Source organism: Corynebacterium sp. sy017, from assembly GCF_017918135.1.
Lineage (GTDB): Bacteria > Actinomycetota > Actinomycetes > Mycobacteriales > Mycobacteriaceae > Corynebacterium.
The window spans coordinates 576,562-600,522 of sequence record NZ_RZUE01000002.1; the positions used below are offsets into that span (position 1 = coordinate 576,562).

Genomic DNA, 23,961 nt, shown 5'->3' on the forward strand with positions numbered 1-23,961 from the left:
GAAAACCTTAGAATGTGACCATGAATTCCACTGAGGACTCCGCCGCATGCATGACTACGTCACAAACCAGGAATCGCATACCACTCGACCATGCTTTTTTAGAAAAACAGCTCACTGTACATGGTGGTCTAGGTCCTTTTTCCACTATCTATCACAGTGACAGCACTGGCTCCACGAACACTGATCTTGTAGCCGCAGCCCGTGCAGGGGCACCAGCGTGGAGCGTGCATATCACCGAACATCAACAGGCAGGACGCGGGCGCATGGGGCGGAAATTCCAAGCGCCACCATCAGCTTTGCTCGCCTTTTCCGTACTCATCAGACCACCCCAGAGCGCCTTAAACCGCCTTGGCACACTATCGCTAGCAGCTGGCCTAGCATTAGTGGACGTACTTGAATCACATGAAGGCATTGGATTGAAATGGCCCAATGATCTTGTGTGCAACACCAAGAAACTCAGCGGCATTCTTGCAGAAGCCGTAGACCTTGGTGACAATCCAGCAATTGTTATTGGCGTTGGGCTCAACGTCGATCTGCGAGAAGATGAGCTACCAGTAGCACACGCATCATCACTCTACCTGGAAGGGATACAGTGCGATCGCACTGAATTGGCGGTACACGTGCTGCGTAGTTTCTACCGGCGCATACGGCAATGGGAAGACAATGCGCCAGAGCTTATCGACGATTATCGCAAGGTATGCGTGACACTTGGGCAAGAAGTACGTGCTATTTTGCCTGGCGAAAAGGAATTGCTTGGTCGTGCCGTGGCAGTAACTGACCAAGGGCATTTACTCATTGAAGATCAGGCTGGTGTGACCCATGAGATGAGCGTGGGAGATATTATTCATCTGCGTCAAAAAGATCAATGGCACTACTGTTCAGATCCTGCAGATTCTTCGGAAACTTCACGTTCTTAGTGGTCTAGGTATTCTAATAACTATGGCTCTTGTTGTTGCAGCAGATGAGGATATTATTGTTGATGTCACGGCACCCTTGTCGCGTTTGGCATATCCGGTAATACGACTGACCCTGCTCACAGCGCTATGCTGGATGGGCATTGGGTATATGGATCAGCCACAGCCTTATGTCATTATCGAGACGGGAATGCGTAATATCTTTGTCGGAATCTGGTTCTTTCTCGCATTTTTGTCTCTTGGTGTACCCATCATAAAAAATCGTCGAAATCGCTTGGTACTTACCGATTCTCGAATCATAATCCGTCATTTTGGTATTGGTAGCCATACTGAGTCCATTCCGCTTTATGCCATTACTGGTGTGCGCGGGAAAGGGAAAAAATTACTCATTGCCATTGAAGGGTATGCCAAACCCATTATGCTTGACGACGTTCCGCGTGCTGGAAAAATAGCTCGATTGATAGAAGAAGAATGTAGTTTTTATCACGTATAGTTGGGGAGTGACTTCTTTGAGCCAACAGCAACAGTATGAACAACAACGTAGCGTCGCAGCGCATGCACCAGGGATGCCTATTGTTAGCGTTATCGGTGACGGTCAATTAGCAAGAATGCTCCACACTGAGGCAATAGAATTAGGGTTATCTATCAGAGTGCTTGCCGGAGGGCTTAGTTCTTCAGCTGCTCAGGTATGTTCCGATATCGTAATTGGTGACTACACCGATGTGGATACCTTGCGCCATGTGGCTAAAGACAGTGCTGTTATTACTTTCGATCATGAGCATGTCCCCAGCGAGCATTTACGTATTTTGGCTGATGAGGGTGCTAATGTGCAGCCAGGATACCAGGCGTTACTGAACGCACAAGATAAGTTAGTGATGCGCAAAAAATTGCGTGAACTAGGCGCTCCTGTACCAGTTTTTGCTGCGATTGAAAGTGTGGCAGACGCACAAGCATTCTGGGAAGCTGTATCAGGTGCAGTATGTCTGAAAGCTCGTCGTGGTGGCTATGATGGTCACGGAGTATGGTTTCCCCAAACGTGTTCTGAACTAGAAGCATTAGTAGCGCAGCTATTAGAAAAAGGAACTCCGCTTATGGCGGAGAAGAAAATAGCACTGACTCGTGAACTTTCTGCAATGGTTGCCCGCACTCCTTCTGGAGAAAAGAAAACATGGGATGTTGTGGAGTCGGTGCAAGAAGATGGAATCTGCACTCAAGCCATAGCTCCAGCACCGCAGCTTTCTGAGAGCTTGCAACAACAAGCACGTGACCTTGCCGGTCGAATTGCGCAAGAGTTAGGCGTAACCGGGGTACTGGCAGTTGAACTTTTTGAGACAACTGATCAATGGGGGCAACCGGAAATTTTTGTTAATGAATTGGCAATGCGCCCACATAATACTGGACACTGGTCCCAAGATGGTTGCGTAACCAGTCAGTTCGAGCAGCACCTACGTGCAGTTATGGATTATCCATTGGGTAGTACAGACCTTCGTGCCCCAGTGACTGTTATGGCCAATATCCTTGGTGGTGCAACGGAACCAGAGTTATCTATTCCTGAACGTATGCAAGCAGTTTGGCGACGATATCCACAAGCCAAAATTCATCTTTATGGTAAAACTCATCGACCAGGACGAAAAATTGGTCATGTGAATATATGTGGCACCGATGTAGAACAAACTCGACAACAAGCGCTTGCAGCTGCATATTTTATGGTACATGGCGTGTGGAATGAACCCGAGAACAACCAAGCATAAAAACTAAAAATATATACAGAAAGTGACGGTGAACAATGAGTGAGAAAACACCTCTCGTCGGTTTGATTATGGGATCAGATTCCGATTGGCCCACGGTGGAGCCAGCTGCGCATATCTTGGCTCAATTTGGTGTCGCTTTTGAGGTGGGAGTAGTTTCTGCACATCGCACCCCTGAGAAAATGTTGGCCTATGCCAAACAAGCGCACACTCGAGGACTCAAAGTCATCATTGCGTGTGCAGGTGGCGCAGCACATCTACCAGGCATGGTTGCTGCTGCAACACCGTTGCCAGTGATCGGAATACCGCGTGCCCTCAAAGAACTAGACGGCATGGATTCACTCCTATCCATTGTGCAAATGCCAGGTGGTGTGCCAGTAGCAACAGTATCGATTGGTGGCGCTAAGAATGCGGGACTATTAGCAGTGCGCATTTTAGGTGCACATCAACCAGAATTAATAGAGAAGATGGTTGACTACCAAGAAAATATGCGCACTGAAGTAGAAGAAAAAGACGAGAAACTCAGACAGCGCCTACTAGGACAATAAAAACAACAAGACAATGAGATTAACATTGCACTCGTGGGTGCTACGCCTATGACTCCTATACCTCCATTGCCATTGGTTGTTCTTGGATCACGTTGTTTTCCTAACCCTGGGCAGTATTATACCCAGTATCATCCTCGAACAGATGAGAGTGAGTATCCTTTTATCCCCGGTTCGGTGTTAGAATCGCGCCTAGAAAAAGCCTATGAGCTTAGCCACGATAATGATAGATTGATCGTCGTTTCTGGCAAAGGAGAAGCCGCTGTGATGGCTCATTGGCTGCGTATGCGTGGGATTGCGTCGGAACGCATTATAGAAGAGCATGAAGCGACCTCTACCAATGAGAATCTAGAGAATGCAGCGGCACTTCTTAGAGATAGCGGCAATAGTGATTTTTGTGTTGTCACCAGTGGGTTTCACAAGTGGCGTACTCGAGCGTGGGCGTGGCACCTTGGAATGAATATCGTGGTTTTTGGCGCGCCCACTCCACGACGCCACCGCACCTGGTTGGTGATTCGCGAAAGTACCGCCTTGATTCATTCTTATGCTCGAATAGCTTGGCGACGATTACGCGCGCATTCATCCCGACCCTGATTATGCGTCATCCGCGCTATACCAGCGCCATAATCCCAGATCAATGAGGATGAAAATCAACAATAATACTGCCGGGAAAACAGCTGGATTAGGTCGCAAGAAATTTATTATTGCCTGGATAAAAGCTAGGAGCGTGAAACCAAAAAAGAACCCTAAGATAGCTTCGCGCTGTAACTTTTTCCGGGTGCGGTTTTCTGATTTTTCCCTAGAGGGTTCACCAGGAGAATACATGGGAGAATGCGGCATGATGTTATTTAACACCGCCGGCAGTAAGACCCGATACGATTCTGCGCTGGAACACCAATACCATGATGATCAGTGGGATAGTCACGAGTGCACCGGCAGCCATAATCGATGCGTAGGGAAACTCATAGGAAGATGGTCCGCTAAAACGAGCAATTGCTACAGTAACTGGTTCCGTTGCTTCGCTCGAGAGCTGTCTCGCCAGCATAAACTCATTCCATGTAGTAATAAAAGCCAAAATTGCGGTCGTAAAGAGTGCTGGGGCGGCAAGCGGTAATAGTACGAGTCGAAAAGCCTGTCCGTTTGTGGCACCGTCGACGCGTGCTGCTTCCTCTAACTCCCACGGTAATTGGCGGAAGAAAGAAGTAAGTGTGTAGATGGTCAGTGGTAAGGCAAAGGAGATGTTCGGAATGATCATGGCACGGTAGGTGCCGAACCATTCCAATTCACCGAAGAGCTGAAAAAGAGGCGTAACCAGTGCAATTCCTGGGAACATGGAGGCAGCAAGAATAATGCCGGTGACAAAGCCTTTACCAGGGAACTCTAATCGAGCTAATGCATAGGAAGTAAACACACCTACTGCAACTGCAATGAATGTGGTGCATAACCCGATAATGAGTGAGTTGCCAATAGCACCTAGGAAATCATTGCCACCTTCGGTGGATAGTGCTTCACGGAAATTATCAAGTGTGACATGAGTCGGAAAGGGCGTGGTGTCAAAGGTATAGGCTTTGTCACGCAGTGCGGTAATAACCATCCAATAGAAAGGTGCAAGTCCCCAGATCAGAATGAGAACAACACCACAATAATTGCTGATGAGCGCTTTGGCTTTTCTCATTGTGCTGTCTCCTTTGCCACGGTTATTGCGCTGTCTTGTTGTTTTGCTTGTGCCCGAGCAGCGCGTCGTGCTGCTTTTTTAGCTGCACGTTTTTCGGCAGTGCCCGAAACATCCGCACCTAAGAAACGAATCATAATCAGTGCGACAGTAAAGATCATCAGGAAAATCAGCGTTGAGAGTGCAGAGGCAGAATTAAAATTATTGCTGCGCATATCTTCAACAACCAGTTGTGAAACGGTAGCGGTAGGGGAGTTTGCAGAAGCACTAATCAAAATAACTGGCAGATCATACATTCTCAGTGCGTCGAGAGTGCGGAATAAAATAGCAACCATTAGTGCAGGTTTGACCAAGGGCAAGGTAATGCGCCAGAATTGCTGCCAGGTATTTGCCCCATCCATGCGTGCTGCCTCATAGACTTCTTTGGGAATCATCTGCAGACCAGCAAGAATGAGCAAAGCCATAAAAGGGGCAGTTTTCCACACATCAGCAATAACCACAGCAAAGCGCGCTGCCCACGGATCAGTGGTCCAATGAATAGGAGTACCCAATAGGGAGTTAATAATTCCTCGGTCGGCAAAAATGAACTGCCAGAGTTTAGCTGTCACTGCTGTTGGGATTGCCCAGGGGATCAACACTGCTGCGCGCACTATTGCTCGGCCGCGAAATTGCCGATTCATTACCAGCGCCATAGCCATTCCGACGACTATCTCTAAGCTCACCGTAACAATCGTGAAGAAAACGGTATTGCCTACCGACGCCCAAAAGTCGGTAGCAATAACCCCAGGAGGACAGGCTGATACTGTGCCAGAAGGGCTCATGCAGCGCTGGTTCAACCAATAAAGATAATGGTCAAAGCCAGCAAAACCGCCTTCGACGAAAAGACCAGTAGTTGGATCCAAGTGCTTATCGGATTGGAAAGACAGATAGATAGCGCGCACAATAGGATAACCAATAACAATGGCGAGCACTACCAAGGTAGGGGCAATCAGTGCAAAAGCACGTGCATTGGTTTTCTTGGGTTGCGCTAAGCTCTGCTTCTTTGTAAGTGGAGTCGATAGCGACACGATGAGCAGTCCTTAGTTTTAATGTTCTAATTCTGTGTGAAATGTGATGAGGAGTGATGGCGGGTACGTCTTTGGGAATGTATCCTTGCTGAATTGTTCTCATAACCAACAATAGAACCTGCTGTGGAGGCAGGTTCTATGTGCATGGCGTATTAGTAAACTCTCAGATTATTTTGCTGCATTTTCAATAGCAGACTTCATATCTTTTGTTGCTTCGTCCACGCTCTTGCCATGAGTAAGCGCTGCGTAGGTATTATCCTGGATTGCTTTAGAAATAGCAGGGTAATATGGGCTGACTGGACGTGGTTTTGCACTTTCTAAAGAGGTCTTTAGCGCTGGCAAATATGGGTATTTTTCCACCAATGTTTCATCGTCATAGATAGAAGCAAGGACAGGTGGGAAAGAATTATCGGCAAACCATGCCTGGTTTTCTTCTTCTACGATGAACTTCATGAAGTCAAGAGCAGTTGCTTTCTTTGTGGAATTGATGTTGATTCCGTTGTTATAACCGCCCAATGTCGATACGCCAGTGCCATCTTTGGCGACTAGCGGCTGAACCTCAAATTTTCCAGCTACCTGTGAGTTCTGTGCTTGGGCATTGGTGTACATATATGGCCAATTCACCGCATATGCAGTTTCACCTGCGACGAATGCCAAATTGGTTTCTTCTTCAGTAGCAGAAAGAGAGGACTTGGAGATAACCCCATCTTTATAACCATCGACGAGTGCCTGGATACCTGCTTTTGCCTCTGGTGAATCCACCACTGGCGCACCAGAGTCATCAATGACATGGCCACCCCAACCTTCAATGAAATCAGCAGTATTAACGGTAAGGCCTTCACTTTGTTTTGCCTGTAAGATCAAGCAATCCTTGGACTGTGCTTTGACAGATTCACAGCTTTGTGCCAATTGTGCCCAGGTTCCTGGGGCTTGAGGTACAAGCTCAGTGTTGCGATAGAGCAGTTGCCCATTAGTGTTTTGCGGCAATGCGTAGAGCGTTCCATTGTAGGTTGCGGACTCGACAGTTGATTTCAGTAGTTTGGAAGTATCTACTGCAAGTTCACCTGTGAGTGGGGCAATCCATTGGTTCGCTGCAAAATCTGCTGTCCAGATAACGTCGAGCGCCATGACATCATAATCAGTGCTACCAGATTGTAGCGACTGAACTAGGGTGTCGCGTTGTTCAGGAGCATCACCAGAAAGTTCCTTGAGCGTTACCTTTTCATCAGGGTGTGCGTCGTTCCATTTTTCGATAACGGGAACGAGTTTATCGGTGTCATTTTTACCCATAGCAAAGGTAATTGGACCGCGACCATTAGCAGCTCCGGTAGCAGCAGAATCTGAATCTTTGCTACAAGAACTCAAGACCAGAGTGGTGCTCAAGCCAATAGCTAGCGCGGCTATAGTACGAGTTGGAAACGACATGAAAAGAAAACCCTTTCTGTATTTTCGTGATGAGGATTCTTTTACACCTAATGTAGTGATCTAGCTACTATTTAATAAAGAAAATAGCACAGCTCATTACACCCACGGGGGTAAATCACTCGATTAAACCAACTCTGTTACTTTTTCTACTGTGGCAATTTCTGCTAATCGCTGCGTATCTGCGAGGCCACGGACGATAACACTTGAACCACCAACAGCAAGCGGCTGCAATACTTGGTGCTCAAAATCGCTCATACTTGTCCAACCAGTACCCAGTACTCTGCTTTTTGGTTGGAAAGTCGTCGCTACGCATTCACGCAATAGTCGTTCATCTGTGGTGAAAGCATCACCATAGAATCGCACTGTAGGGGCAAAATCAATAATCCCCGTCGGTAGCTCTAAGCCCAATTCCTCCACACCGCGCCCAAGTGGATCATCGCTCAATGCACAAATATCGCCCTCGAAGTCGGAAAACTCTCCGGCAGCTATTCGGGAGATATCGGTGAAAAGCACGGCAGCGTGTGCGGGGTCAAAAGAATAATCTATATTGGCAGCAAGCGCACCAAGCACAATAACAGTGCTTTGCCAACCAGGTGGTAGTGCAACTGCAATTTTTGCCCCAGGTTCGAGATCTAGCTCATCGAGCAACATATTTGCTACTTTTGCAGCCCAGTTATCAAGAGTAGTAGCTGAGAAATCTAGCCTCGTGCCGATGGTTTCGTCATAAACACTCAGCCGTGGTGTGGCTGGGTCGTCGGCAAGCAATTCTGATAACAACTTCATAGTCTCTATGCTAGTCAAAGCTGTTCATTCTCTGCCGACGACAATGAGCAGAGAACTTAGTCAAAAAGCGATTGACCAATGTAATCATCACCATCGGCAATCCCCGGTGGAACCACATAGAGCCCGGTGGCGATATGCTGCACATACTCAGTCAATAAATCCGTTGCCATATTTTCTAAAATGGGAATGAACTTTGTGCGTGGATCTCGTACAAAAGCAATGAAGAATAAACCAGCATTAAAACGCCCTAGCTCATTGATTCCCTCAGTGTAGTTATAGCCACGACGCAGCATCCTATGTCCACCATTATTCTCAGGGTGGACGGTTGCGACATGGGAATTAACATTGATCAACGGCTCATTAAGCTGTGCACCACCAGTTCCAGGGGCCATATCTTCGGTAGCTAAAGCATGAAAATCTGGTTTATCATGCTCTTTTTTCCCTGATAACGGTGCGCCCTCAAGTTTATCTCTACCGATAATCCTTTCCTGCTCACGCAGTGACAACTCATCCCATACCTCCATCATCATGGCAATTTTGCGGATGCACAGATATGTGCCTCCCGCAGCCCATGAGGCGTGCTGATCGTCGCCAGGTTGAATCCATAAATGCTCATTGAGTTGTGCTGGATCCTCTTCAGCCTTGATATTTGCCGTACCGTCCTTAAATCCAAAGAGATTACGCGGGGTATGCTGTTGCTGAGAAGTGGAGGAGGTTCTGCCATATCCCAGCTGCATCCACTTAACGGAGGCAAGTCCAAAAGCAATGCGCTTATATTGATGTGCAGCATGGAGTACAACCATTGGGTCTTCTGCGCAAATTTGGATAACAATATCTCCATCAGAACGATCCGGATCTATTTTTTCCGCTGCCATTCGAGGAATACCAGCGCGCAAGGCTGCTGGAATTTTATGCGCAATCCCAAAACGATCACCGTCTTGGGGGTGCTCAAATAAACTGGCACCAAAACCAAAGGTAACGCTGAGCGAGGCAGGGGGTTGTCCCATTGTTTCACCAGTGTCATCGGGTGGAACATCATCACGTACCTTGGGAGTATTAATTTCCTCGCCATTCATCATTCTTTCCGTGGCAGTTGTCCACTGCGTGAGCAAAGAAATCAGATCTTGTTTTCTGCTGACCGTCATATCAAATGCCACCATGAGCATTTGCTGTTGCGCAGGAGTGATAATGCCTGATTGATGTGCGCCGCGAAAAGGAACAATTGTGCCAGTAGGAGAGTGCTCTTTGCGGATATGTCCTAATTCAAGTGCACCTGTACCAAGCGCACCGACGCCTGCTCCACCCAAACCAGCTAGGAGTTGCCGACGAGAGAGGGAAAACCCACCGGAATGAGAATTATTGGAATCATGCTGTGGCATCACGAGATAATCGCCTCAGTGAGCTTTGCTAATGGCACTCGCAGTGCATCTACTTTGTCAGAGAGCTCACGACGTTGTTTGTCGTCGAGATCAGTATATGAGGCAAAACCATCACCAGTGCGATACTTATCCAATGCCTTTTCGATCTCGTCGAAACGCGCAGAAATTGTATCAGCCAATTGTGCGTCTTTTTGCTTAGCCAAAGCCTCGACATTGCCAAAAGCAACTTTTGCCCCTTCTACATTGGCAAAGAAATCATAGAGATCAGTATGTGAGAAAATCTCTTCTTCCCCAGTGATCTTCGTGGTGGCAACTTCTTCTAGCAGTCCAATAGCGCCATTGGAAATATCATCGATATTTACAGTGAACTGATCAGAATAAACCAGGTCATAGAGTTTTTGAGTATCAGCAACTAATTGATCAGCAATATGGGTTGCTTCCTCGACTGATAACCCAGCATATCCTTCTGGGCGCCATAAATCTTTTTCAATGACATGCCAACCAGTCCAGCTACGTGCCACCGCATCATCGGATTCCTGATGATCTGTTTCACGTTCATCAAGCGCAGGATCAATATCGCCGAATGCTTCAGCAGTAGGTTCTATGCGCTCATAGAAAGCACGAGTTGGGGCATAAGCCATTCTGGCTTTTTCGACGTCACCTGCCTTGTAGAACGCAGCAAAGGCTTTGGTTTCTTCAAGGAGCTGCCCAGTTTGATCACGCACATATGCGGTGTAATTGGTAACGGCGTTAGTAATGAGTTCCTGTTCGTCAGCAGAGACTGCTACTTTTTCCCCAGAATCATTCACGGTGAATGGGCGTACATCAACTAGCTTGCCCACCATATTTTTCTTACACGCCGTGTAGTACGTACCTGGTTCTAATACCAGCGTGTAATCAGTTTTTGTGCCCGGTCCAAGATTTTCTCGCTCCCCGACGATGCGTAGTTGGTCTTCAGCAAGAATCTCGAACTCATTGCGCACTGTACCAGTGTTGCTGAGCGAGAAACTCACTCGTCCTGAACTAGCAGAATCTGCTGCTACATCACAGGTATCATCGCTAATTTTCACGTCGATAGTGCTTGTGCCACTCTTAGCCGAAGATTCGGTATTCTCCGGGTTATTAGCAACGCACGCACTCAGCGCACTGGCTGCGCTGAGTGAAACAACCAAGGGTAATGCGGTATGAATGAGATGTTTTTTCATTATGATATTTACCTTTCGAGTCATAGTGAACAAGTACGAACAAGTACAGCGTTATTTTTGCTCATGCCTATGGGGGCGGGTACGCATAATAAATAGTGTGCAGACGACAAGCAAGTATCCGAACCAGCCAAAAAATTGCAGGTAAGTAGGCGAGAGATTGAGCTGGAACATTGCTTCTAGAAGGACAAACCACCACGACGTAGTGCTAAGCCCTGGGATATGTCCATCGAACAATCCGGTCACATCATAGACAGTATGTCCCCAACCAGGAAGAATGTTTGCTTCCTGGAAGTCGCCGATACCATAAGAGACAATGCCTGCAGCAACAAAAATCAATAAGAATGCGGTGGTATTAAAGAATTTTTTGAGATTGATATGCGTCGTACTGCGATAAATAAGCCAGCCGATTGCAATCGCACACAATAAACCACAGAGCACACCCAAACTGGGAGCAAGGAAACCATCATTGAGTGTTCCTCTAACAGTTGCCCATGTGAATACAGCAGTTTCTAGTCCTTCGCGTCCAACGCTGAGTGCGCTGAGCCAGACAATACGCCAATCAGTTCCTGTGCTAAGGATGCGATTGGTTTTTTCGGTGATGTCGGCACTGAGGTTTCGTGAATGTTTCCCCATCCAAAAGATCATCCATGTGACCATACCTACAGCGAGCAATGATAAAGAACCGCCGAGGATTTCTTGGGCTTGGAAGGAGAGAGTATAAGGACCCCATGTCATAAATGCACCCGCAGCTGCAGGAATGATCACAGCCAGAGCGATGCCTAGCCACATTTTTGGTAGGATATCGCGCCTATTCATTTTATTGATCAGGGCGACCATGATACCGATGATCAGTGCGGCTTCGACACCTTCACGTAGTGCAATGAGAAAGTTAGCAATGAACATGGGTTAGCCTCTATGCTCTTGCCAGATTATGTCCCTTAAGGAACTGATGGAAAAAATCTTCACAAAATTATTATAAGGCTACCCTTGGCTATCTTTTGTGAGGAATCGTTTAATGTGACTGAAATAATGATGGCGCGGTTACACTATTAGTTGACACAGCGTGGGCCGGTATTATCCGCATCAATTTTTGGCGATGCGCTTTCTTCACCTAGAGCGTTACCTGGTTGTCCAACCTGTTCATTAGGATCATCTTCTTTTAGCTCAGCTGTAGGTCCTGCATAATCGTCGGCAGTGACAACGATAACAGTACCTGCCTCGAGGGAGGCATTAACAGTGACAGGTAGACTTAGTTCTTTGGCAATATCTTGAGCTGTTTGATCATCTTGACTTGTGGCAATGACTTGTGATTCTGAGTATATTCCGGCCTCTGCTGTGGAAACTGCATAGACTTTCCAGTTTTGGTTGCGCAAATGCTGGGCAACGGTGGGTGCTAAAGACTCATCTTCACTGGCATTGAGCACATGAATCTCATTGCTTGGTGCAGCTTGATCGTCATTGGCATTGTCATTTTCTGCCGGTGCTGGATTGTTTTTGGCATCGTCAGATTCGGGGGAATCATTGAGCAGGCTCTTGAAGAAATCGCGTACCGCAGTTTTATCAATGGTGACTACAGATTCGCCATGATCGCCAGTGCCATCAATGGATGTGACTGGAATGGTATTGAAGGAGACATTGCCTCCAGCTAAGTTTTGGAGTTGGGTAGCAAAACTCATCACATCCCAGTCTTCATCAATGAGAACTGAGCGGCTTACTGCATTACTGAGGCTAGAGAGACGACCAGGGTTAGCGAGAGTTCCCGAAGAGAGCACTTTAGAAACAAGAGAGGCCATATATGCTTGTTGGCGTACGATACGGTCAAGATCTCCACGTGGGAGTCCGTGTCGTTGGCGCACAAAAGCAAGCCCTTGCGCGCCATTGAGGGTTTGCGGACCAGCTTGGAAATCTGCACCAGAGTATTCATCATAGACAGCGTCATTGAGGCATACATCTACGCCACCGACGGCATCGGTAAGCAACACAAAACCCAATAAGCCAATTTCGGCATAGTGGTCGACGGTGATGCCAGTTAAGTCGCTAATGGCATTGATAAGCCCTTTTCTGCCTGCATCTTTAGATTTTTCTTCTAATTTTTGTTCATCGCTCAGACCATCGGTGATGAGGTCTTGTTTTTCTTGAGCCTTGTATGCGGAATAAACGCCATTGATTTTCAGATTCCCCATCTTTTTATCATGAATATAGGTGTCGCGGGGGATGGAAATTGCGGTTGCAGAGGAACCATCATCAGGCACACGAATAACCATGATGGTATCAGTATTATCAGCTTCTTCATCGCCGGCGTGTAATACTTCTATTTCCTGTGGGGTGAGAGGATTGCCTTGTGCGTCTGTGCGGGAATCGGAACCAACTAAGAGGATGTCGGTAGCGCCATCAGTTGCTTTTCCTTTCATGCCATTATTACCTAGGGATAGGTTGCCTGAAGCGACAGTTTTTCCGATACGGCCAACGGTAAAATATCCCAGCGCAGAGGTGAGCAGTACAATAGTTGCCAAAATTGCTAATACGGTTTTGAGAGTCCGGGAACCAGCTTGGCTAAGAATAGGACCGCGGGTAGGTGGTGCTTGAATATCACGCGTGTGGCGGATCCTATTGTTCATCTACCTGCTCCCATGTATGGCACGACAGTGCGTAATTGGTTTTAATAAAATAGTTACTTAAAAATAATTAGTAATTCTATGTTATTTCGTTTTTTCAGAGCCAGTCACACGCACGTATGACTACGCAAAAATACAGTAGTTACTTTCCCGATGAAAGAAGACCACTGGTATAAACGACAAACTTACGTAAATAGTTACACATAATCAGTGGTCGTTCCCACGAAAAAGTTATGCTCCGACTAAAATTCGAGGAATGAATAAGCCCTTAGCCGTCATTGCCGTTACCTATTCTCCCGGGAAATACTTGACTGATTTTCTGCAGTCGATTCCTGCAGCTCATGCTGCTCCAGTGAAAGTTATTTTGGCGGATAATGGGTCTGTTGATGGTGTGCCACAACAAGCAGCACAGGATAATGAGTGGGTTACTTTTCTCCCCACGGGCGGCAATGTTGGCTATGGTAGCGCCATTAACTTTGCGACGAAGCATCTGGAGAAAATGCGTGCTGTGGGCGATATCAATGATGAATTTTTTGTTATCGCTAATCCTGATGTGGTTTTTGACCCGCAAGCGGTAGATGCCCTGATTGATTGTGCGCATCGTTGGGCAGCTGATGGTTATGAGGTTGCTGCAGTAGGACCATATATTCGTCAAGATGATGGGTCGGCTTATCCTTCGGCGCGTGCAGTTCCCACTCTTAAGAATGGTATTGGTCATGCACTTTTTGGTGCTGTGTGGAAAAACAATCCTTGGTCTGCTGCGTATCATGCCAATGCAGAGATGGACGTCGAACGCTGTGCTGGATGGTTATCTGGTTCTTGTTTACTTGTGCGGTGGGATGCGTTTTTAGCGATTGGTGGTTTTGATGAACGGTATTTCATGTATATGGAAGACGTTGATTTGGGTGATCGCTTTGGTAAGGCTGGTTATGTCAATGTGTTCTGTCCGCAGGCGCAGATCACTCATGCAGTAGGGCATGCTGCAGGGAAATTGCCGGAGAAGATGTTGCCTGCTCATCATGATTCTGCATATCGTTTTCAGGCAGATCGATTGCATCATTGGTGGCAGTTGCCAATTCGTGTGGCCTTGTGGTGTGGGTTAAAAGCACGCGCACAGATAGTGGTGTGGTCGAAGAAACGGCGTTAATCGGTGCGTCACTCGCTTGCTATAAGAGTCGATGGGTTAGCCTAGCAAGCGAAGAAAATCATACAGAAATGGAACTCAATGGCTGAAGATAAGATGAAACAAGATGTTGATGCAGTAATTCTTGTTGGTGGAAAAGGTACGCGCTTGCGTCCATTAACTGTGTCTACACCAAAGCCTATGCTGCCGACGGCAGGAGTGCCATTCTTGTCTCACTTATTGGCACGTATTAAAGCTGCTGGTATTACTCATGTGGTTTTGGGTACGTCATTTAAGGCGGAAGTATTCGAGGAATACTTTGGTTGTGGCGAAGAGTTTGGGCTTGAAATTGAGTATGTGGTGGAGGAGCGTCCGCTGGGTACTGGTGGTGGTATTCGCAATGTGTATGACAAATTACGTGCTGATACTGTCATGGTGTTCAATGGGGATGTTTTGGGGGGTACGGATCTAGGTGGCATTTTGCAGGAGCATTATGACAAGAATGCCGACCTTACTATGCACCTTGTTCGTGTTCCTGATCCGCGAGCTTTTGGTTGTGTGCCGACCGATGCTCAGGGGCGGGTAGAGGCCTTTTTGGAGAAAACAGAAGATCCTCCGACTGACCAAATTAATGCTGGATGTTATGTCTTTAAGCGTGAGTTGATTGAACAGATACCTGCTGATCGCGTGATATCTGTGGAGCGAGATACTTTCCCTAAACTGCTTGAAGATGGATTCAAGGTCTATGGGTTTGTCGATACTTCTTATTGGCGGGACATGGGTACACCAAGTGATTTTGTTCGTGGTTCTTCTGATTTAGTGCGTGGTATTGCACCTTCGCCTTTGTTGGCTGGACGTGTTGGTGAGTCGCTGGTGGATGAAAGTGCTGGCGTACGTGATGGTGCTTTGTTGTTGGGAGGCACTGTTATTGGTCGGGGGACAGAGGTTGGTGCCGGGTGTCGTTTGGATGACACTGTGGTGTTTGATGGTGTCACCATTGAGCCTGGTGCAGTTATTGAAGATTCTATTATTGCGTCGGGGGCTCGTATTGGTGCTAATGCGAGGTTGCGTGGTTGCATTATTGGTGAGGGGGCTATCATTGGTGCTCGTTGTGAGCTTCTCGACGGTGTGAGAGTGTGGCCTGGTGTTGAGATCCCAGATAATGGGGTGCGTTTTAGTTCTGATGCTTAGCGATACTGCGTGTAGCAGTGTAACTACTGGGTCTGTTGGGGCTTGTTGGAAAAATAATTTTCCACAGCCCTTTCTTTTTTTGTTGTGTCCTCATGGTTTTTGACCATTCTTATGGTAGGAAAAAGTCCTTTATGGTTGTTTTCTTTCGTGTGGGCACAATATATAGCACCCCCGACAACCTCCCCCGCTCATTATTTCCTGATAACTCGTGTGACTATTGATGCAAACAAACAGGGATAATGTGTATATTTGTCAGAATTTTTTTCTGAGGGTTTGACTGTATCTAGTGTTCGCGTGTTGAATTGCATATATGTAATTCTTAGTTACCACGCGAATGGTGCAGCTGATTTAGTTGCCAGCGGGTAATTATGTTCCGGAACTGTTATCTGAACGGTTTTTAGATAACAACTATGAGGAGAGGAGTGTGGCGTGAAAGATATGGCGAGCAACGCCGCGCCTCGTACTCAGTCGCTACTAGATCAATCTCTAGATGACATATTCGGTGCGGTTGAGCGAGAGTGGCAGGAGCAAGCACTATGTGCTCAAACTGACCCAGAGGCTTTCTTTCCGGAAAAAGGTGGTTCCACCAGGGAAGCAAAGCGTATTTGCCAGGCATGCTCTGTTCGTGATGAGTGTTTGGAATATGCCTTAGCGCATGATGAGCGTTTTGGTATCTGGGGTGGATTATCTGAGCGTGAGCGTCGTCGTCTGAAGCGAGATATTGGTTAATAATACTTCGGCATTAGTGGTATAGATATGGATCAATATCCTCTGGTGCGATTTCAAGATAATCGGCTACCAGCGCGATAAGAGTTTTTTGGAGCAATTCATATTGCTCCTTTTTATTTTGGCTACGCTGCTCAATCGGCATACGGAAAATCACAATGCAATCTTTGGTAGGATTCCTCCGTCGATCGCTGCCTGCACTAATAACACAACCGAGTGGTACAGAGCCATCACGCACAATTCCTACTGGAATGGTTCCATCTGAGGTACTAAAAATTGGTTCGTTTGTTTCCAGGGAGCGTGGTTGGTTGCTGATAAAAATATGCGGCACAGTATCAACCACAACATCCACATTGCTTAATTGCTGAGCATATTTTTTTTCGATAGGGGAGTAAGCCTCTACAACAGCAGCGTCGAATAGCTGTCGACGAGTACGATGACGTGGCACATCAGGTGGTAACAGCATACTGCGGATACCTCGACCATGTCGGTCGCGTGGAGAGTGTGGATTGTGAGGATACATGATGATTCCACAGTATTGTGCTGGTCTGTGATGCTGGTGGGGACGCGCCGAAAAGGACTATCGTTGTCTGAACCTCTACTTAGAGTCTAGACTTTGTGTTTGTGAATCAATTTCGTCGTTGCTCTCGTCCTGGATGTGGTAAGCCTGCCGTGGCTACACTTACCTATGCCTATGCGCAATCAACAGCAGTCGTTGGACCACTTATGCACACGAGTGATCCGCATAGTTGGGATTTGTGCGAATACCACGCATCGCGTATTACCGCCCCAATGGGCTGGGAACTCGTGCGGGTGGACGATATCGACGATGACGAAGATCTAACCGCATTAGCACAAGCAGTGCGAGAAGCTGGGCAGACGACCTCGGGTCTGGTTGATCCGGTTGAGTCGGATCATAACGATGATAAGGATAATGCTCAACCGAGTGCACAACACCCAGTGCATAGGGCGCAGGAACATCAGAAACGTCGTGCTCATCTGCGTGTTATTTCATCGCAATCAGATGTTGCGCAGCGGTCTGATTCCAGCTCATCTCGGCATGACTAATTATCGTATTAAGATAGTAGAGAAGAAAAACCCCAGGAAAAACCATAACATCTGAAAGGTGCAGCACCGCTATGCGTTCACTCGAAGCAGTTAGCAAAGTTATTAAAGCCTATGACATTCGCGGTATCGTCGATGAGGATATTGACTCTGACTTTATTGAAGAAGTAGGCGCTGCTTTTGGCTACTTAATGAGGCAAGAAGGCGTGAAAAAAATTGCAGTCGGGCATGATATGCGTCCGTCATCTGCGCCATTATCTCAGGTTTTTGCTAAAGGAGTTAATTCTCAGGGGCTTGATGTGCTCTATCTAGGGCTAACATCAACTGATCAGTTGTATTATGTGTCCGGCGTGCAGGATTGTCCTGGTGCCATGTTCACCGCATCGCATAATCCTGCTCAATATAATGGCATCAAATTGTGCCGTGCGGGGGCAAAACCAGTAGGGCAAGAAACCGGATTGGGTGATATTATCACCATGCTTGTCGAGGGTATTCCAGAGTATTCGGGAGCAACTGGTGTTATAGAAGAAAAAGATTCGCTCCATGATTATGGCGCATTTTTGCGCGAGCTTGTTGATTTGAGCGCAATTCGCCCGCTCAAAGTAGCTGTTGATGCTGCCAATGGTATGGCTGGTCACACTGTACCAGAGGTATTTGCTGGACTGCCCATTGAAGTAGAGCCACTATATTTTGAGCTTGATGGGACTTTCCCTAATCATGAGGCAAATCCGCTTGATCCAAAGAATCTGGTTGATTTGCAGGAATTCACCCAAAAAGTTGGGGCAGATATTGGTTTAGCTTTCGACGGTGATGCAGACCGTTGTTTTGTCGTTGATGAGAAAGGCCAGCCAGTAAGTCCCTCAGCTATTTGCGCCATTGTTGCCGAGCGCTATTTGACGCAGTATCCAGGGGCAACAATCATCCATAATCTCATTACCTCACGCGCTGTACCAGAGGTAATTCAGGAGCATGGTGGACAAGCTGTGCGAACCAGAGTAGGGCATTCTTTCATCAAGGCCGAAATGGCGCGTACTGGTGCTGTTTTTGGTGGTGAACATTCTGCACACTACTATTTCACTGATTTCTTTAATGCAGATTCGGGAATCCTTGCAGCTATGCACGTTCTTGCTGCTTTGGGAGGGCAGCAACTGCCACTCTCGGAGATGATGGCTCAATATAATCGCTACGCAGCTTCTGGGGAGATCAACTCTCGTCTTGATTCTGTTGCGCAACAGCAGCAGCGTACTCAAGCAGTGCTAGAGGCTTTTGCTCAGCGTAGCGCAAGCGTCGATGAGCTCGATGGCATTACAGTGACTCTCAAAGACAGCCCAGCATGGTTTAACGTGCGCGCATCCAATACCGAGCCATTATTAAGGTTAAATGTAGAAGCTCCTACTCCGGGTGAGGTCGATGAGCTCGTGCAGGAGATCCTCGGCATTATTCGCCAAGAAAGCAACTAAAGGATTTGTTATGCAATTGCTGAGTCCAAGTGTGCAACATTATTCCTGGGGTTCACGAACCCTCATCGCCCAATTAAAAGGGGAAGAGGCAAGTGCACGTCCAGAAGCAGAGCTATGGTTTGGTGCGCATCCTGGGGCGCCAAGTTTGGTGGAAAATGGTGATACTCTCTTGCACTACATTGAGCAGGATCCAACAGTGTTGGGCGAACAAGTATGTGCCAAGTACCGCAATACTCTTCCATTTTTGCTGAAAATTCTTGCTGCTGATGCCCCGTTATCCTTGCAAGCACATCCATCGAAACAACAAGCCGAAGAGGGCTTTGCTAAGGAAAATGAGCAAGATATTGCACTTAGCGCGCATAATCGAAACTACAAAGATGATAATCATAAACCGGAACTCATTGTGGCGCTGACTCAGTTTCATGCAATGGCTGGTTTTCGACCGCTTGCACGCACCCTTGAACTTTTTAACACGCTCGGTTGCGATCAGCTAGCGCGTTATTGCAGCGTGCTTGACGACGCTGGTTCAGACGAGAGTAATTTACGCGCATTATTTACTACATGGATCACTATTCCAATCAAAGCGCGGCATGAGCTTATCGACGCAGTTATCTTAGCCGCAAAAAAAGCACTTGATATGGCAGCACCAGTATGGATAAAAGACTGCCTAACTAATGTAATAAATCTCAATGAGCGTTATCCTGGTGATATTGGCGTATTGAGCGCATTATTGCTGAATTACATTGTTCTAGAACCTGGTGAAGCGCTTTATCTCGATGCAGGTAATCTCCATGCTTATGTGAGTGGGCTTGGCGTAGAGATCATGGCGAATTCAGATAATGTATTACGCGGTGGCTTAACGCCAAAGCATATTGATATTGCAGAGCTGATCAAAGTATTACGTTTTGATTCTCTTGATGATCCACGAGTGCCATGTGAGCATGGGCACTATCGCGTTCCCATTGATGAGTTTGCGTTGCGTTGCTTGGTGCTAGATTCACAGCAATCTTCGGAGGACATTGTTTATGACAGTGCATGCATTGCATTGTGTACTCGCGGAGAAGTAACTGTGCGTAATGCACAAGAAACGAAAACTCTTTCAGCTACTGGCGCTGTGTGGATAGATGCGCATGAGGAAGTGCACATTAGCGGCAATGGTCATGTCTACCTTGCCACGGTTAAGGTGTCATAGCAGCATATAACAAGCTAGTGCGGGTGGTTATTGTCGATCTGCTATTGCTTGGGCAGTCGGAGTTACTGAGTCAGCCTCGGTTACTTTAGCAGTATTTTGATTGACGCTTTCGGTAGCAAGAGGAGCAATGAGATCCAGTTCCTCTTCATCTGGTTTGGATATGAGGTCAGCCTCTGCCTCTGACTCTGGTTCCTGGGAAGGTTCCTCGGTGGTGATACTACTAATAGGCTCAAGAGCTGTTGGGATCTCGATTGCGTCAGTGCTGTCCGGAGTATCGAGATCTGGGGTAGGGGTTTGAGGCTGGTAGGTCTTCTGATATGCCTCAGGTGGAAGTAACGGTGCTTCTTGGATAGTCGGTAACTTGTTCACAAGTGATTCAATCACTTCACCTGTTTCCTTGCCTGGGGCAGGCAGTGCTGGTGTATGTGGTAACAACTTCTGTAAGTCAGATAAGAGCTGATCAGTTGTTTGCGGATAACGTTGCTCAATGCTAGTGATAGGGCGCTTTATGCGTTCCTCATCTTCTGAGTAAACGCTATCGGTATCGCGATCTTCAACTTGTTGATCGTCAATAGATGCGTCTGATTCGAGTTTATCCTGCTCATTTTCTTCATTGCCCACAAAGCCTGTAGGTGAAGTATTTTTTTGCTCAGGTGAGCGTCGATAAGCCTTTTTTCTGGTAGGTTCAGTAGTTTTTGCAACAAGGCTACTCGACGATTGGGCGGAACTGGTGCTCACTCGAGTGCTTTGTGTACTGCGCGAGACGATGTTTGCTTCTTGAGTAATGCGGGTAGGGCTTGTAGTGGCATTGGCCTGCGGACCTGCGTGTGCTTCGGTAGTAGTTGTTGATTGCAGACTAAGACGCCATGCAAAAAAGCCAATGACTAAGGCTATGACGCAGCCTGTAACAATAAAGACCAAAAAGCGTCGCGCTGAGTTATTTTTGGCCTCAACCACTTCTGCTATACCTCTCTGTGTTTCTGAACTATCTAGACTAGCTAGATATCTACACTTCTTATTTTCTTATATAAAACTATATCGAAAGTGTTATGCGGGCAAGATATGTGCAAAACTGCTGGTGCTTGCCAAACATATCGCTACATTGAGCTACTTCATACATCATAAAACTATTACAAATTGGTTACAATTAGGAGGGTGACACTCAAGTGTGCACTGTTTATCAAAAACTCAATCTTTAAGTCTTATAAGCACCGGGAAAGATAGGACACAATAATGAGTGCATGGGAAAGAAACATTTTCAACGAAGAAGTCAACATTGATTTTCTTGAAGAGTTGAATGATCTCGATGAGGAAAATGTCGTCGAGGCTATCTTTGATGCAGTCATGCTAGTACGTAATGACGTTGCTCGTACCGAGGAAGAACAGCTCAATGGGCAAGCGGCAGCGACCATTGCCGCAATTTGGGCAGGGGCTCCTTATTCTTCTGGTGAGATTATTGCGATGTATCCGTTTATTCGTGATCTCATTGGTGCAGGAGATGAACAGTTACGTGAATCTGCGGCCGCGGTATTAGAAACTGTGGAAACAGACGATGACTTAGAAAGCTATATTGAAGCCCTTTCTTGAGTCTTGAGTCTGAAACCCTGAGCCTTGTGGGTCATCTCGAATCACCCAAATAACTCCGTAGGGTCATTGCCTTGTAGAGTGGAGCTTAACGATAAAGACGAAAGAATATGATGCAAAATGAGTATAGCTGCGTCATGTAAGGAGAGTAGAGAGAATATGTCCCAATCCCAATCTGTGCTGACCTCACAAGATTATAAAGTTGCTGATCTTCACCTTGCTGAAGCGGGTCGCCATCAAATCCGTTTGGCGGAATACGAGATGCCAGGATTGATGCAATTGCGTGAGGAATACCGCGAACAACAACCTCTTAAAGGGGCTCGCATTGCCGGTTCTATCCATATGACTGTGCAGACTGCGGTACTGATCGAAACTCTTGTGGCATTGGGGGCACAGGTACGGTGGGCATCGTGTAACATCTTTTCCACTCAAGATGAAGCAGCGGCAGCAGTGGTTGTGGGAAATGGCACCCCGGAGAATCCACAAGGTGTGCCAGTTTTTGCGTGGAAAGGGGAAACTCTAGCGGAGTATTGGTGGTGCATTAACCAGATTTTTAGCTGGAAAGATGAACTACCCAACATGATTCTTGACGACGGCGGTGACGCCACTATGGCTGTTATTCGTGGTCGTGAATATGAGCGTGCTGGTGCTGTTCCTGCCATTCAGCCAGATGACTCCGACGAATATCAAGCATTTTTGACAATGCTTGCCACTACCCTAGAACAAGAGAATGGCAAATGGGACAAGATTGTCGCTGCCATTAAAGGGGTAACGGAAGAAACCACCACAGGAGTACATCGTCTCTATCATTTTGCGCAGCGGGGAGAATTGCCATTCCCAGCCATGAATGTCAATGATGCGGTAACCAAGTCAAAGTTTGACAACAAATATGGCACGAGGCATTCGCTTATCGACGGCATTAACAGGGCAACCGATATGCTCATGGGCGGAAAAAATGTTCTTATCTGTGGTTATGGCGATGTAGGTAAGGGATGCGCGGAAGCAATGGCAGGCCAAGGCGCTCGGGTTAAGGTTACGGAAGTAGATCCTATCAATGCGCTCCAGGCACTTATGGATGGCTATGCCGTCGTTACTGTTGAGCAGGCAATATCAGATGCGGATATTGTCATTACTGCTACGGGTAATCGCGATATTATTTCTTTTGATCATATGCTTGCTATGAAAGATCATGCAGTGGTGGGGAACATAGGGCATTTTGATAATGAGATTGATATGGCGTCGTTGCTTCATCGCGACGATGTTAAGCGGGTGACTATTAAATCGCAGGTTGATGAGTTCCAATTGCCTAATGGAAAATCAATTGTTGTGCTCTCTGAAGGACGCTTGCTCAACCTTGGTAATGCTACGGGGCATCCAAGTTTTGTTATGTCTAACTCTTTTGCGGATCAGACTATTGCGCAGATTGAGCTATTCAATAACGATGGTCGTTATACTAACGATGTTTATCGTCTGCCAAAAATTCTTGATGAAAAAGTCGCCCGCATCCACGTAGAAGCACTAGGTGGTACTCTCACCCAGCTCAGCCAAGCGCAAGCAGAATATATTGGAGTGGACGTTGCTGGTCCATATAAGCCTGAGCACTATCGCTACTAATTTTTGGGGTATAAGCATTTATGATCATCGCAATTGAAGGCATCGATGGTGCAGGAAAAAATACACTGGTAAGTGCATTAGTGCAGGATTTTTCTGCGCACGTTATGAGTTTTCCTCGTTATGATCAGTCCATTCACGCGCAATTAGCCCGGCAAGCGTTGTATGGGAATATGGGTGATATGAGTGATTCTGCTTATGCAATGGCGACACTCTTCGCTCTAGATCGTCGGGAGGCGAAAGCGGATATTGATGCCTTTGTAGGCAGCGAATCAATTTTGTTACTCGATCGTTATGTAGCGTCAAATGCTGCATATACTGCTGCACGTTTAGCTGATGAAAATGCAATAGAGTGGGTGGCTCACTTAGAGTTTGAGCAGTTTGGTTTAGCGCGTCCAGATCTTCAGATTTTGCTTAACACCCCTCCTGAGCTTGCACAACAGCGTGCTCAGATGCGAGAAAAAAACGATGCGACGCGTCAGCGAGATCTTTATGAGTCCGATAATTCCTTGCAAAACAATACGGCATTGATATATGGACAACTTGCACAGAAGCAGTGGCAATCCCAGTGGCTGATTGCCGAACCAGATTATAATGTGGAAGACATGATTAAATCGGTGCGCCAAAGGCTTGCGTGAGATTTGGGCTGAAAGCAC

The 23,961-nt window shown here is 46.9% G+C and carries 25 protein-coding genes; 14 read left to right on the top strand and 11 right to left on the bottom strand.

Going from position 1 to position 23,961, the window contains the following annotated elements; genetic code table 11:
- The first annotated feature begins 20 nt into the window (after positions 1-20).
- Genes EML15_RS06065 through EML15_RS06085 form a run of 5 tightly spaced genes read left to right on the top strand, consistent with a single transcriptional unit; the run spans position 21 to position 3,801 of the window.
- Entirely contained in the window at positions 21-917 is an 897-nt protein-coding gene (locus tag EML15_RS06065; RefSeq protein WP_246858140.1) for a biotin--[acetyl-CoA-carboxylase] ligase, read from the top strand.
- A 22-nt stretch (positions 918-939) separates the two neighbouring features.
- Positions 940-1,407 carry a hypothetical protein gene (locus EML15_RS06070; protein ID WP_144273953.1) on the top strand — a complete coding sequence of 156 codons (468 nt, stop codon included), beginning with the start codon at positions 940-942 and terminating at the stop codon, positions 1,405-1,407.
- A gap of 16 nt (positions 1,408-1,423) precedes the next feature.
- Complete coding sequence (locus EML15_RS06075; RefSeq protein ID WP_255455990.1) at positions 1,424-2,665, top strand: 5-(carboxyamino)imidazole ribonucleotide synthase; 1,242 nt, start codon at positions 1,424-1,426, stop codon at positions 2,663-2,665.
- Positions 2,666-2,700: 35 nt separating this feature from the next.
- Positions 2,701-3,210: a 5-(carboxyamino)imidazole ribonucleotide mutase gene (purE, locus tag EML15_RS06080; protein ID WP_144273957.1), complete on the top strand. Its 510-nt coding sequence runs from the start codon at positions 2,701-2,703 to the stop codon at positions 3,208-3,210.
- Positions 3,211-3,258: 48 nt separating this feature from the next.
- The gene (locus EML15_RS06085) at positions 3,259-3,801 is read left to right on the top strand and encodes a YdcF family protein (RefSeq protein ID WP_144273959.1); all 543 of its coding nucleotides are present in this window, start codon (positions 3,259-3,261) and stop codon (positions 3,799-3,801) included.
- Here EML15_RS06085 and EML15_RS06090 read toward each other — a convergent pair whose 3' ends face one another.
- The 9 genes from EML15_RS06090 to EML15_RS06130 all read right to left on the bottom strand — a co-directional run bounded on the left by EML15_RS06090 (position 3,802) and on the right by EML15_RS06130 (position 13,356).
- On the bottom strand, positions 3,802-4,047 hold the full coding sequence (locus tag EML15_RS06090) for a hypothetical protein (RefSeq protein WP_246846939.1): 246 nt from the start codon (positions 4,045-4,047) through the stop codon (positions 3,802-3,804).
- A gap of 4 nt (positions 4,048-4,051) precedes the next feature.
- Complete coding sequence (locus tag EML15_RS06095) at positions 4,052-4,882, bottom strand: carbohydrate ABC transporter permease (protein ID WP_144273961.1); 831 nt, start codon at positions 4,880-4,882, stop codon at positions 4,052-4,054.
- A complete protein-coding gene (locus tag EML15_RS06100; RefSeq protein WP_246858187.1) occupies positions 4,879-5,871 on the bottom strand; it encodes a sugar ABC transporter permease in 993 nt (330 codons plus the stop codon). Before EML15_RS06100 ends, EML15_RS06095 begins: the two co-directional genes overlap by 4 nt.
- Positions 5,872-6,114: 243 nt before the next feature.
- On the bottom strand, positions 6,115-7,371 hold the full coding sequence (locus EML15_RS06105) for an ABC transporter substrate-binding protein (RefSeq protein ID WP_144273965.1): 1,257 nt from the start codon (positions 7,369-7,371) through the stop codon (positions 6,115-6,117).
- Positions 7,372-7,494: 123 nt separating this feature from the next.
- A complete protein-coding gene (locus tag EML15_RS06110) occupies positions 7,495-8,154 on the bottom strand; it encodes a TIGR03089 family protein (protein WP_144273966.1) in 660 nt (219 codons plus the stop codon).
- Positions 8,155-8,210: 56 nt separating this feature from the next.
- Complete coding sequence (locus EML15_RS06115; RefSeq protein WP_144274178.1) at positions 8,211-9,533, bottom strand: Dyp-type peroxidase; 1,323 nt, start codon at positions 9,531-9,533, stop codon at positions 8,211-8,213.
- Positions 9,533-10,738: an iron uptake system protein EfeO gene (gene efeO, locus EML15_RS06120; protein ID WP_144273967.1), complete on the bottom strand. Its 1,206-nt coding sequence runs from the start codon at positions 10,736-10,738 to the stop codon at positions 9,533-9,535. Before efeO ends, EML15_RS06115 begins: the two co-directional genes overlap by 1 nt.
- Before the next feature lie 51 nt (positions 10,739-10,789).
- Positions 10,790-11,641, bottom strand: coding sequence for an iron uptake transporter permease EfeU (efeU, locus tag EML15_RS06125; RefSeq protein WP_144273968.1), 852 nt, complete (start codon positions 11,639-11,641; stop codon positions 10,790-10,792).
- A 146-nt stretch (positions 11,642-11,787) separates the two neighbouring features.
- A complete protein-coding gene (locus EML15_RS06130) occupies positions 11,788-13,356 on the bottom strand; it encodes an LCP family protein (RefSeq protein ID WP_144273969.1) in 1,569 nt (522 codons plus the stop codon).
- 253 nt (positions 13,357-13,609) lie between these two features.
- On the opposite strand from EML15_RS06130, the gene EML15_RS06135 reads away from it, so the two are divergent.
- The 3 genes from EML15_RS06135 (at position 13,610) to EML15_RS06145 (ending at position 16,396) form a co-directional block, all read left to right on the top strand.
- The gene (locus tag EML15_RS06135; RefSeq protein ID WP_144273970.1) at positions 13,610-14,500 is read left to right on the top strand and encodes a glycosyltransferase family 2 protein; all 891 of its coding nucleotides are present in this window, start codon (positions 13,610-13,612) and stop codon (positions 14,498-14,500) included.
- A 78-nt stretch (positions 14,501-14,578) separates the two neighbouring features.
- Positions 14,579-15,667, top strand: a complete 1,089-nt coding sequence (locus tag EML15_RS06140; protein WP_144273971.1) for an NDP-sugar synthase — start codon at positions 14,579-14,581, stop codon at positions 15,665-15,667.
- A gap of 429 nt (positions 15,668-16,096) precedes the next feature.
- Positions 16,097-16,396, top strand: a complete 300-nt coding sequence (locus EML15_RS06145; protein WP_168195021.1) for a WhiB family transcriptional regulator — start codon at positions 16,097-16,099, stop codon at positions 16,394-16,396.
- Between the two features lie 13 nt (positions 16,397-16,409).
- Here the strand turns inward: EML15_RS06145 and EML15_RS06150 are convergent, their stop codons facing one another.
- Positions 16,410-16,916: a metallopeptidase family protein gene (locus EML15_RS06150; RefSeq protein WP_144273972.1), complete on the bottom strand. Its 507-nt coding sequence runs from the start codon at positions 16,914-16,916 to the stop codon at positions 16,410-16,412.
- 101 nt (positions 16,917-17,017) lie between these two features.
- Between EML15_RS06150 and EML15_RS06155 the strand changes: the two genes are divergently transcribed.
- The 3 genes from EML15_RS06155 to manA all read left to right on the top strand — a co-directional run bounded on the left by EML15_RS06155 (position 17,018) and on the right by manA (position 20,110).
- Positions 17,018-17,461 (top strand): DUF3499 domain-containing protein, encoded by a 444-nt coding sequence (locus EML15_RS06155; RefSeq protein ID WP_185967192.1) that lies wholly within the window; start codon positions 17,018-17,020, stop codon positions 17,459-17,461.
- A gap of 71 nt (positions 17,462-17,532) precedes the next feature.
- Positions 17,533-18,918 (top strand): phosphomannomutase/phosphoglucomutase, encoded by a 1,386-nt coding sequence (locus tag EML15_RS06160; RefSeq protein ID WP_144273974.1) that lies wholly within the window; start codon positions 17,533-17,535, stop codon positions 18,916-18,918.
- A gap of 10 nt (positions 18,919-18,928) precedes the next feature.
- Entirely contained in the window at positions 18,929-20,110 is a 1,182-nt protein-coding gene (gene manA / locus EML15_RS06165; protein WP_144273975.1) for a mannose-6-phosphate isomerase, class I, read from the top strand.
- A 27-nt stretch (positions 20,111-20,137) separates the two neighbouring features.
- On the opposite strand, the gene EML15_RS06170 is transcribed toward manA, so the two are convergent.
- Positions 20,138-21,067, bottom strand: coding sequence for a hypothetical protein (locus EML15_RS06170; RefSeq protein ID WP_144273976.1), 930 nt, complete (start codon positions 21,065-21,067; stop codon positions 20,138-20,140).
- 276 nt (positions 21,068-21,343) lie between these two features.
- Here EML15_RS06170 and EML15_RS06175 point away from each other — a divergent pair, with 276 nt between their 5' ends.
- From EML15_RS06175 to EML15_RS06185, 3 genes are all read left to right on the top strand, one after another.
- Complete coding sequence (locus EML15_RS06175; protein ID WP_144273977.1) at positions 21,344-21,697, top strand: DUF4259 domain-containing protein; 354 nt, start codon at positions 21,344-21,346, stop codon at positions 21,695-21,697.
- Positions 21,698-21,874: 177 nt separating this feature from the next.
- Entirely contained in the window at positions 21,875-23,308 is a 1,434-nt protein-coding gene (ahcY, locus tag EML15_RS06180; protein WP_246858188.1) for an adenosylhomocysteinase, read from the top strand.
- Between the two features lie 20 nt (positions 23,309-23,328).
- Positions 23,329-23,943 carry a dTMP kinase gene (locus tag EML15_RS06185; protein WP_144273981.1) on the top strand — a complete coding sequence of 205 codons (615 nt, stop codon included), beginning with the start codon at positions 23,329-23,331 and terminating at the stop codon, positions 23,941-23,943.
- The last annotated feature ends 18 nt before the right edge of the window (positions 23,944-23,961 follow it).

Bases quoted from the DNA above. Each gene is read 5' to 3' on its own strand.
- EML15_RS06105 (WP_144273965.1), bottom strand. From the start codon at position 7,371: ATGTCGTTTCCAACTCGTACTATAGCCGCGCTAGCTATTGGCTTGAGC.
- EML15_RS06110 (WP_144273966.1), bottom strand. From the start codon at position 8,154: ATGAAGTTGTTATCAGAATTGCTTGCCGACGACCCAGCCACACCACGG.
- EML15_RS06135 (WP_144273970.1), top strand. From the start codon at position 13,610: ATGAATAAGCCCTTAGCCGTCATTGCCGTTACCTATTCTCCCGGGAAA.
- EML15_RS06090 (WP_246846939.1), bottom strand. From the start codon at position 4,047: ATGCCGCATTCTCCCATGTATTCTCCTGGTGAACCCTCTAGGGAAAAA.
- manA (WP_144273975.1), top strand. From the start codon at position 18,929: ATGCAATTGCTGAGTCCAAGTGTGCAACATTATTCCTGGGGTTCACGA.
- EML15_RS06150 (WP_144273972.1), bottom strand. From the start codon at position 16,916: ATGTATCCTCACAATCCACACTCTCCACGCGACCGACATGGTCGAGGT.
- EML15_RS06070 (WP_144273953.1), top strand. From the start codon at position 940: ATGGCTCTTGTTGTTGCAGCAGATGAGGATATTATTGTTGATGTCACG.
- EML15_RS06085 (WP_144273959.1), top strand. From the start codon at position 3,259: ATGACTCCTATACCTCCATTGCCATTGGTTGTTCTTGGATCACGTTGT.
- EML15_RS06095 (WP_144273961.1), bottom strand. From the start codon at position 4,882: ATGAGAAAAGCCAAAGCGCTCATCAGCAATTATTGTGGTGTTGTTCTC.
- purE (WP_144273957.1), top strand. From the start codon at position 2,701: ATGAGTGAGAAAACACCTCTCGTCGGTTTGATTATGGGATCAGATTCC.
- EML15_RS06140 (WP_144273971.1), top strand. From the start codon at position 14,579: ATGGCTGAAGATAAGATGAAACAAGATGTTGATGCAGTAATTCTTGTT.
- efeO (WP_144273967.1), bottom strand. From the start codon at position 10,738: ATGAAAAAACATCTCATTCATACCGCATTACCCTTGGTTGTTTCACTC.
- EML15_RS06065 (WP_246858140.1), top strand. From the start codon at position 21: ATGAATTCCACTGAGGACTCCGCCGCATGCATGACTACGTCACAAACC.
- EML15_RS06175 (WP_144273977.1), top strand. From the start codon at position 21,344: ATGAGTGCATGGGAAAGAAACATTTTCAACGAAGAAGTCAACATTGAT.
- EML15_RS06185 (WP_144273981.1), top strand. From the start codon at position 23,329: ATGATCATCGCAATTGAAGGCATCGATGGTGCAGGAAAAAATACACTG.
- EML15_RS06160 (WP_144273974.1), top strand. From the start codon at position 17,533: ATGCGTTCACTCGAAGCAGTTAGCAAAGTTATTAAAGCCTATGACATT.
- EML15_RS06130 (WP_144273969.1), bottom strand. From the start codon at position 13,356: ATGAACAATAGGATCCGCCACACGCGTGATATTCAAGCACCACCTACC.
- EML15_RS06115 (WP_144274178.1), bottom strand. From the start codon at position 9,533: ATGCCACAGCATGATTCCAATAATTCTCATTCCGGTGGGTTTTCCCTC.
- efeU (WP_144273968.1), bottom strand. From the start codon at position 11,641: ATGTTCATTGCTAACTTTCTCATTGCACTACGTGAAGGTGTCGAAGCC.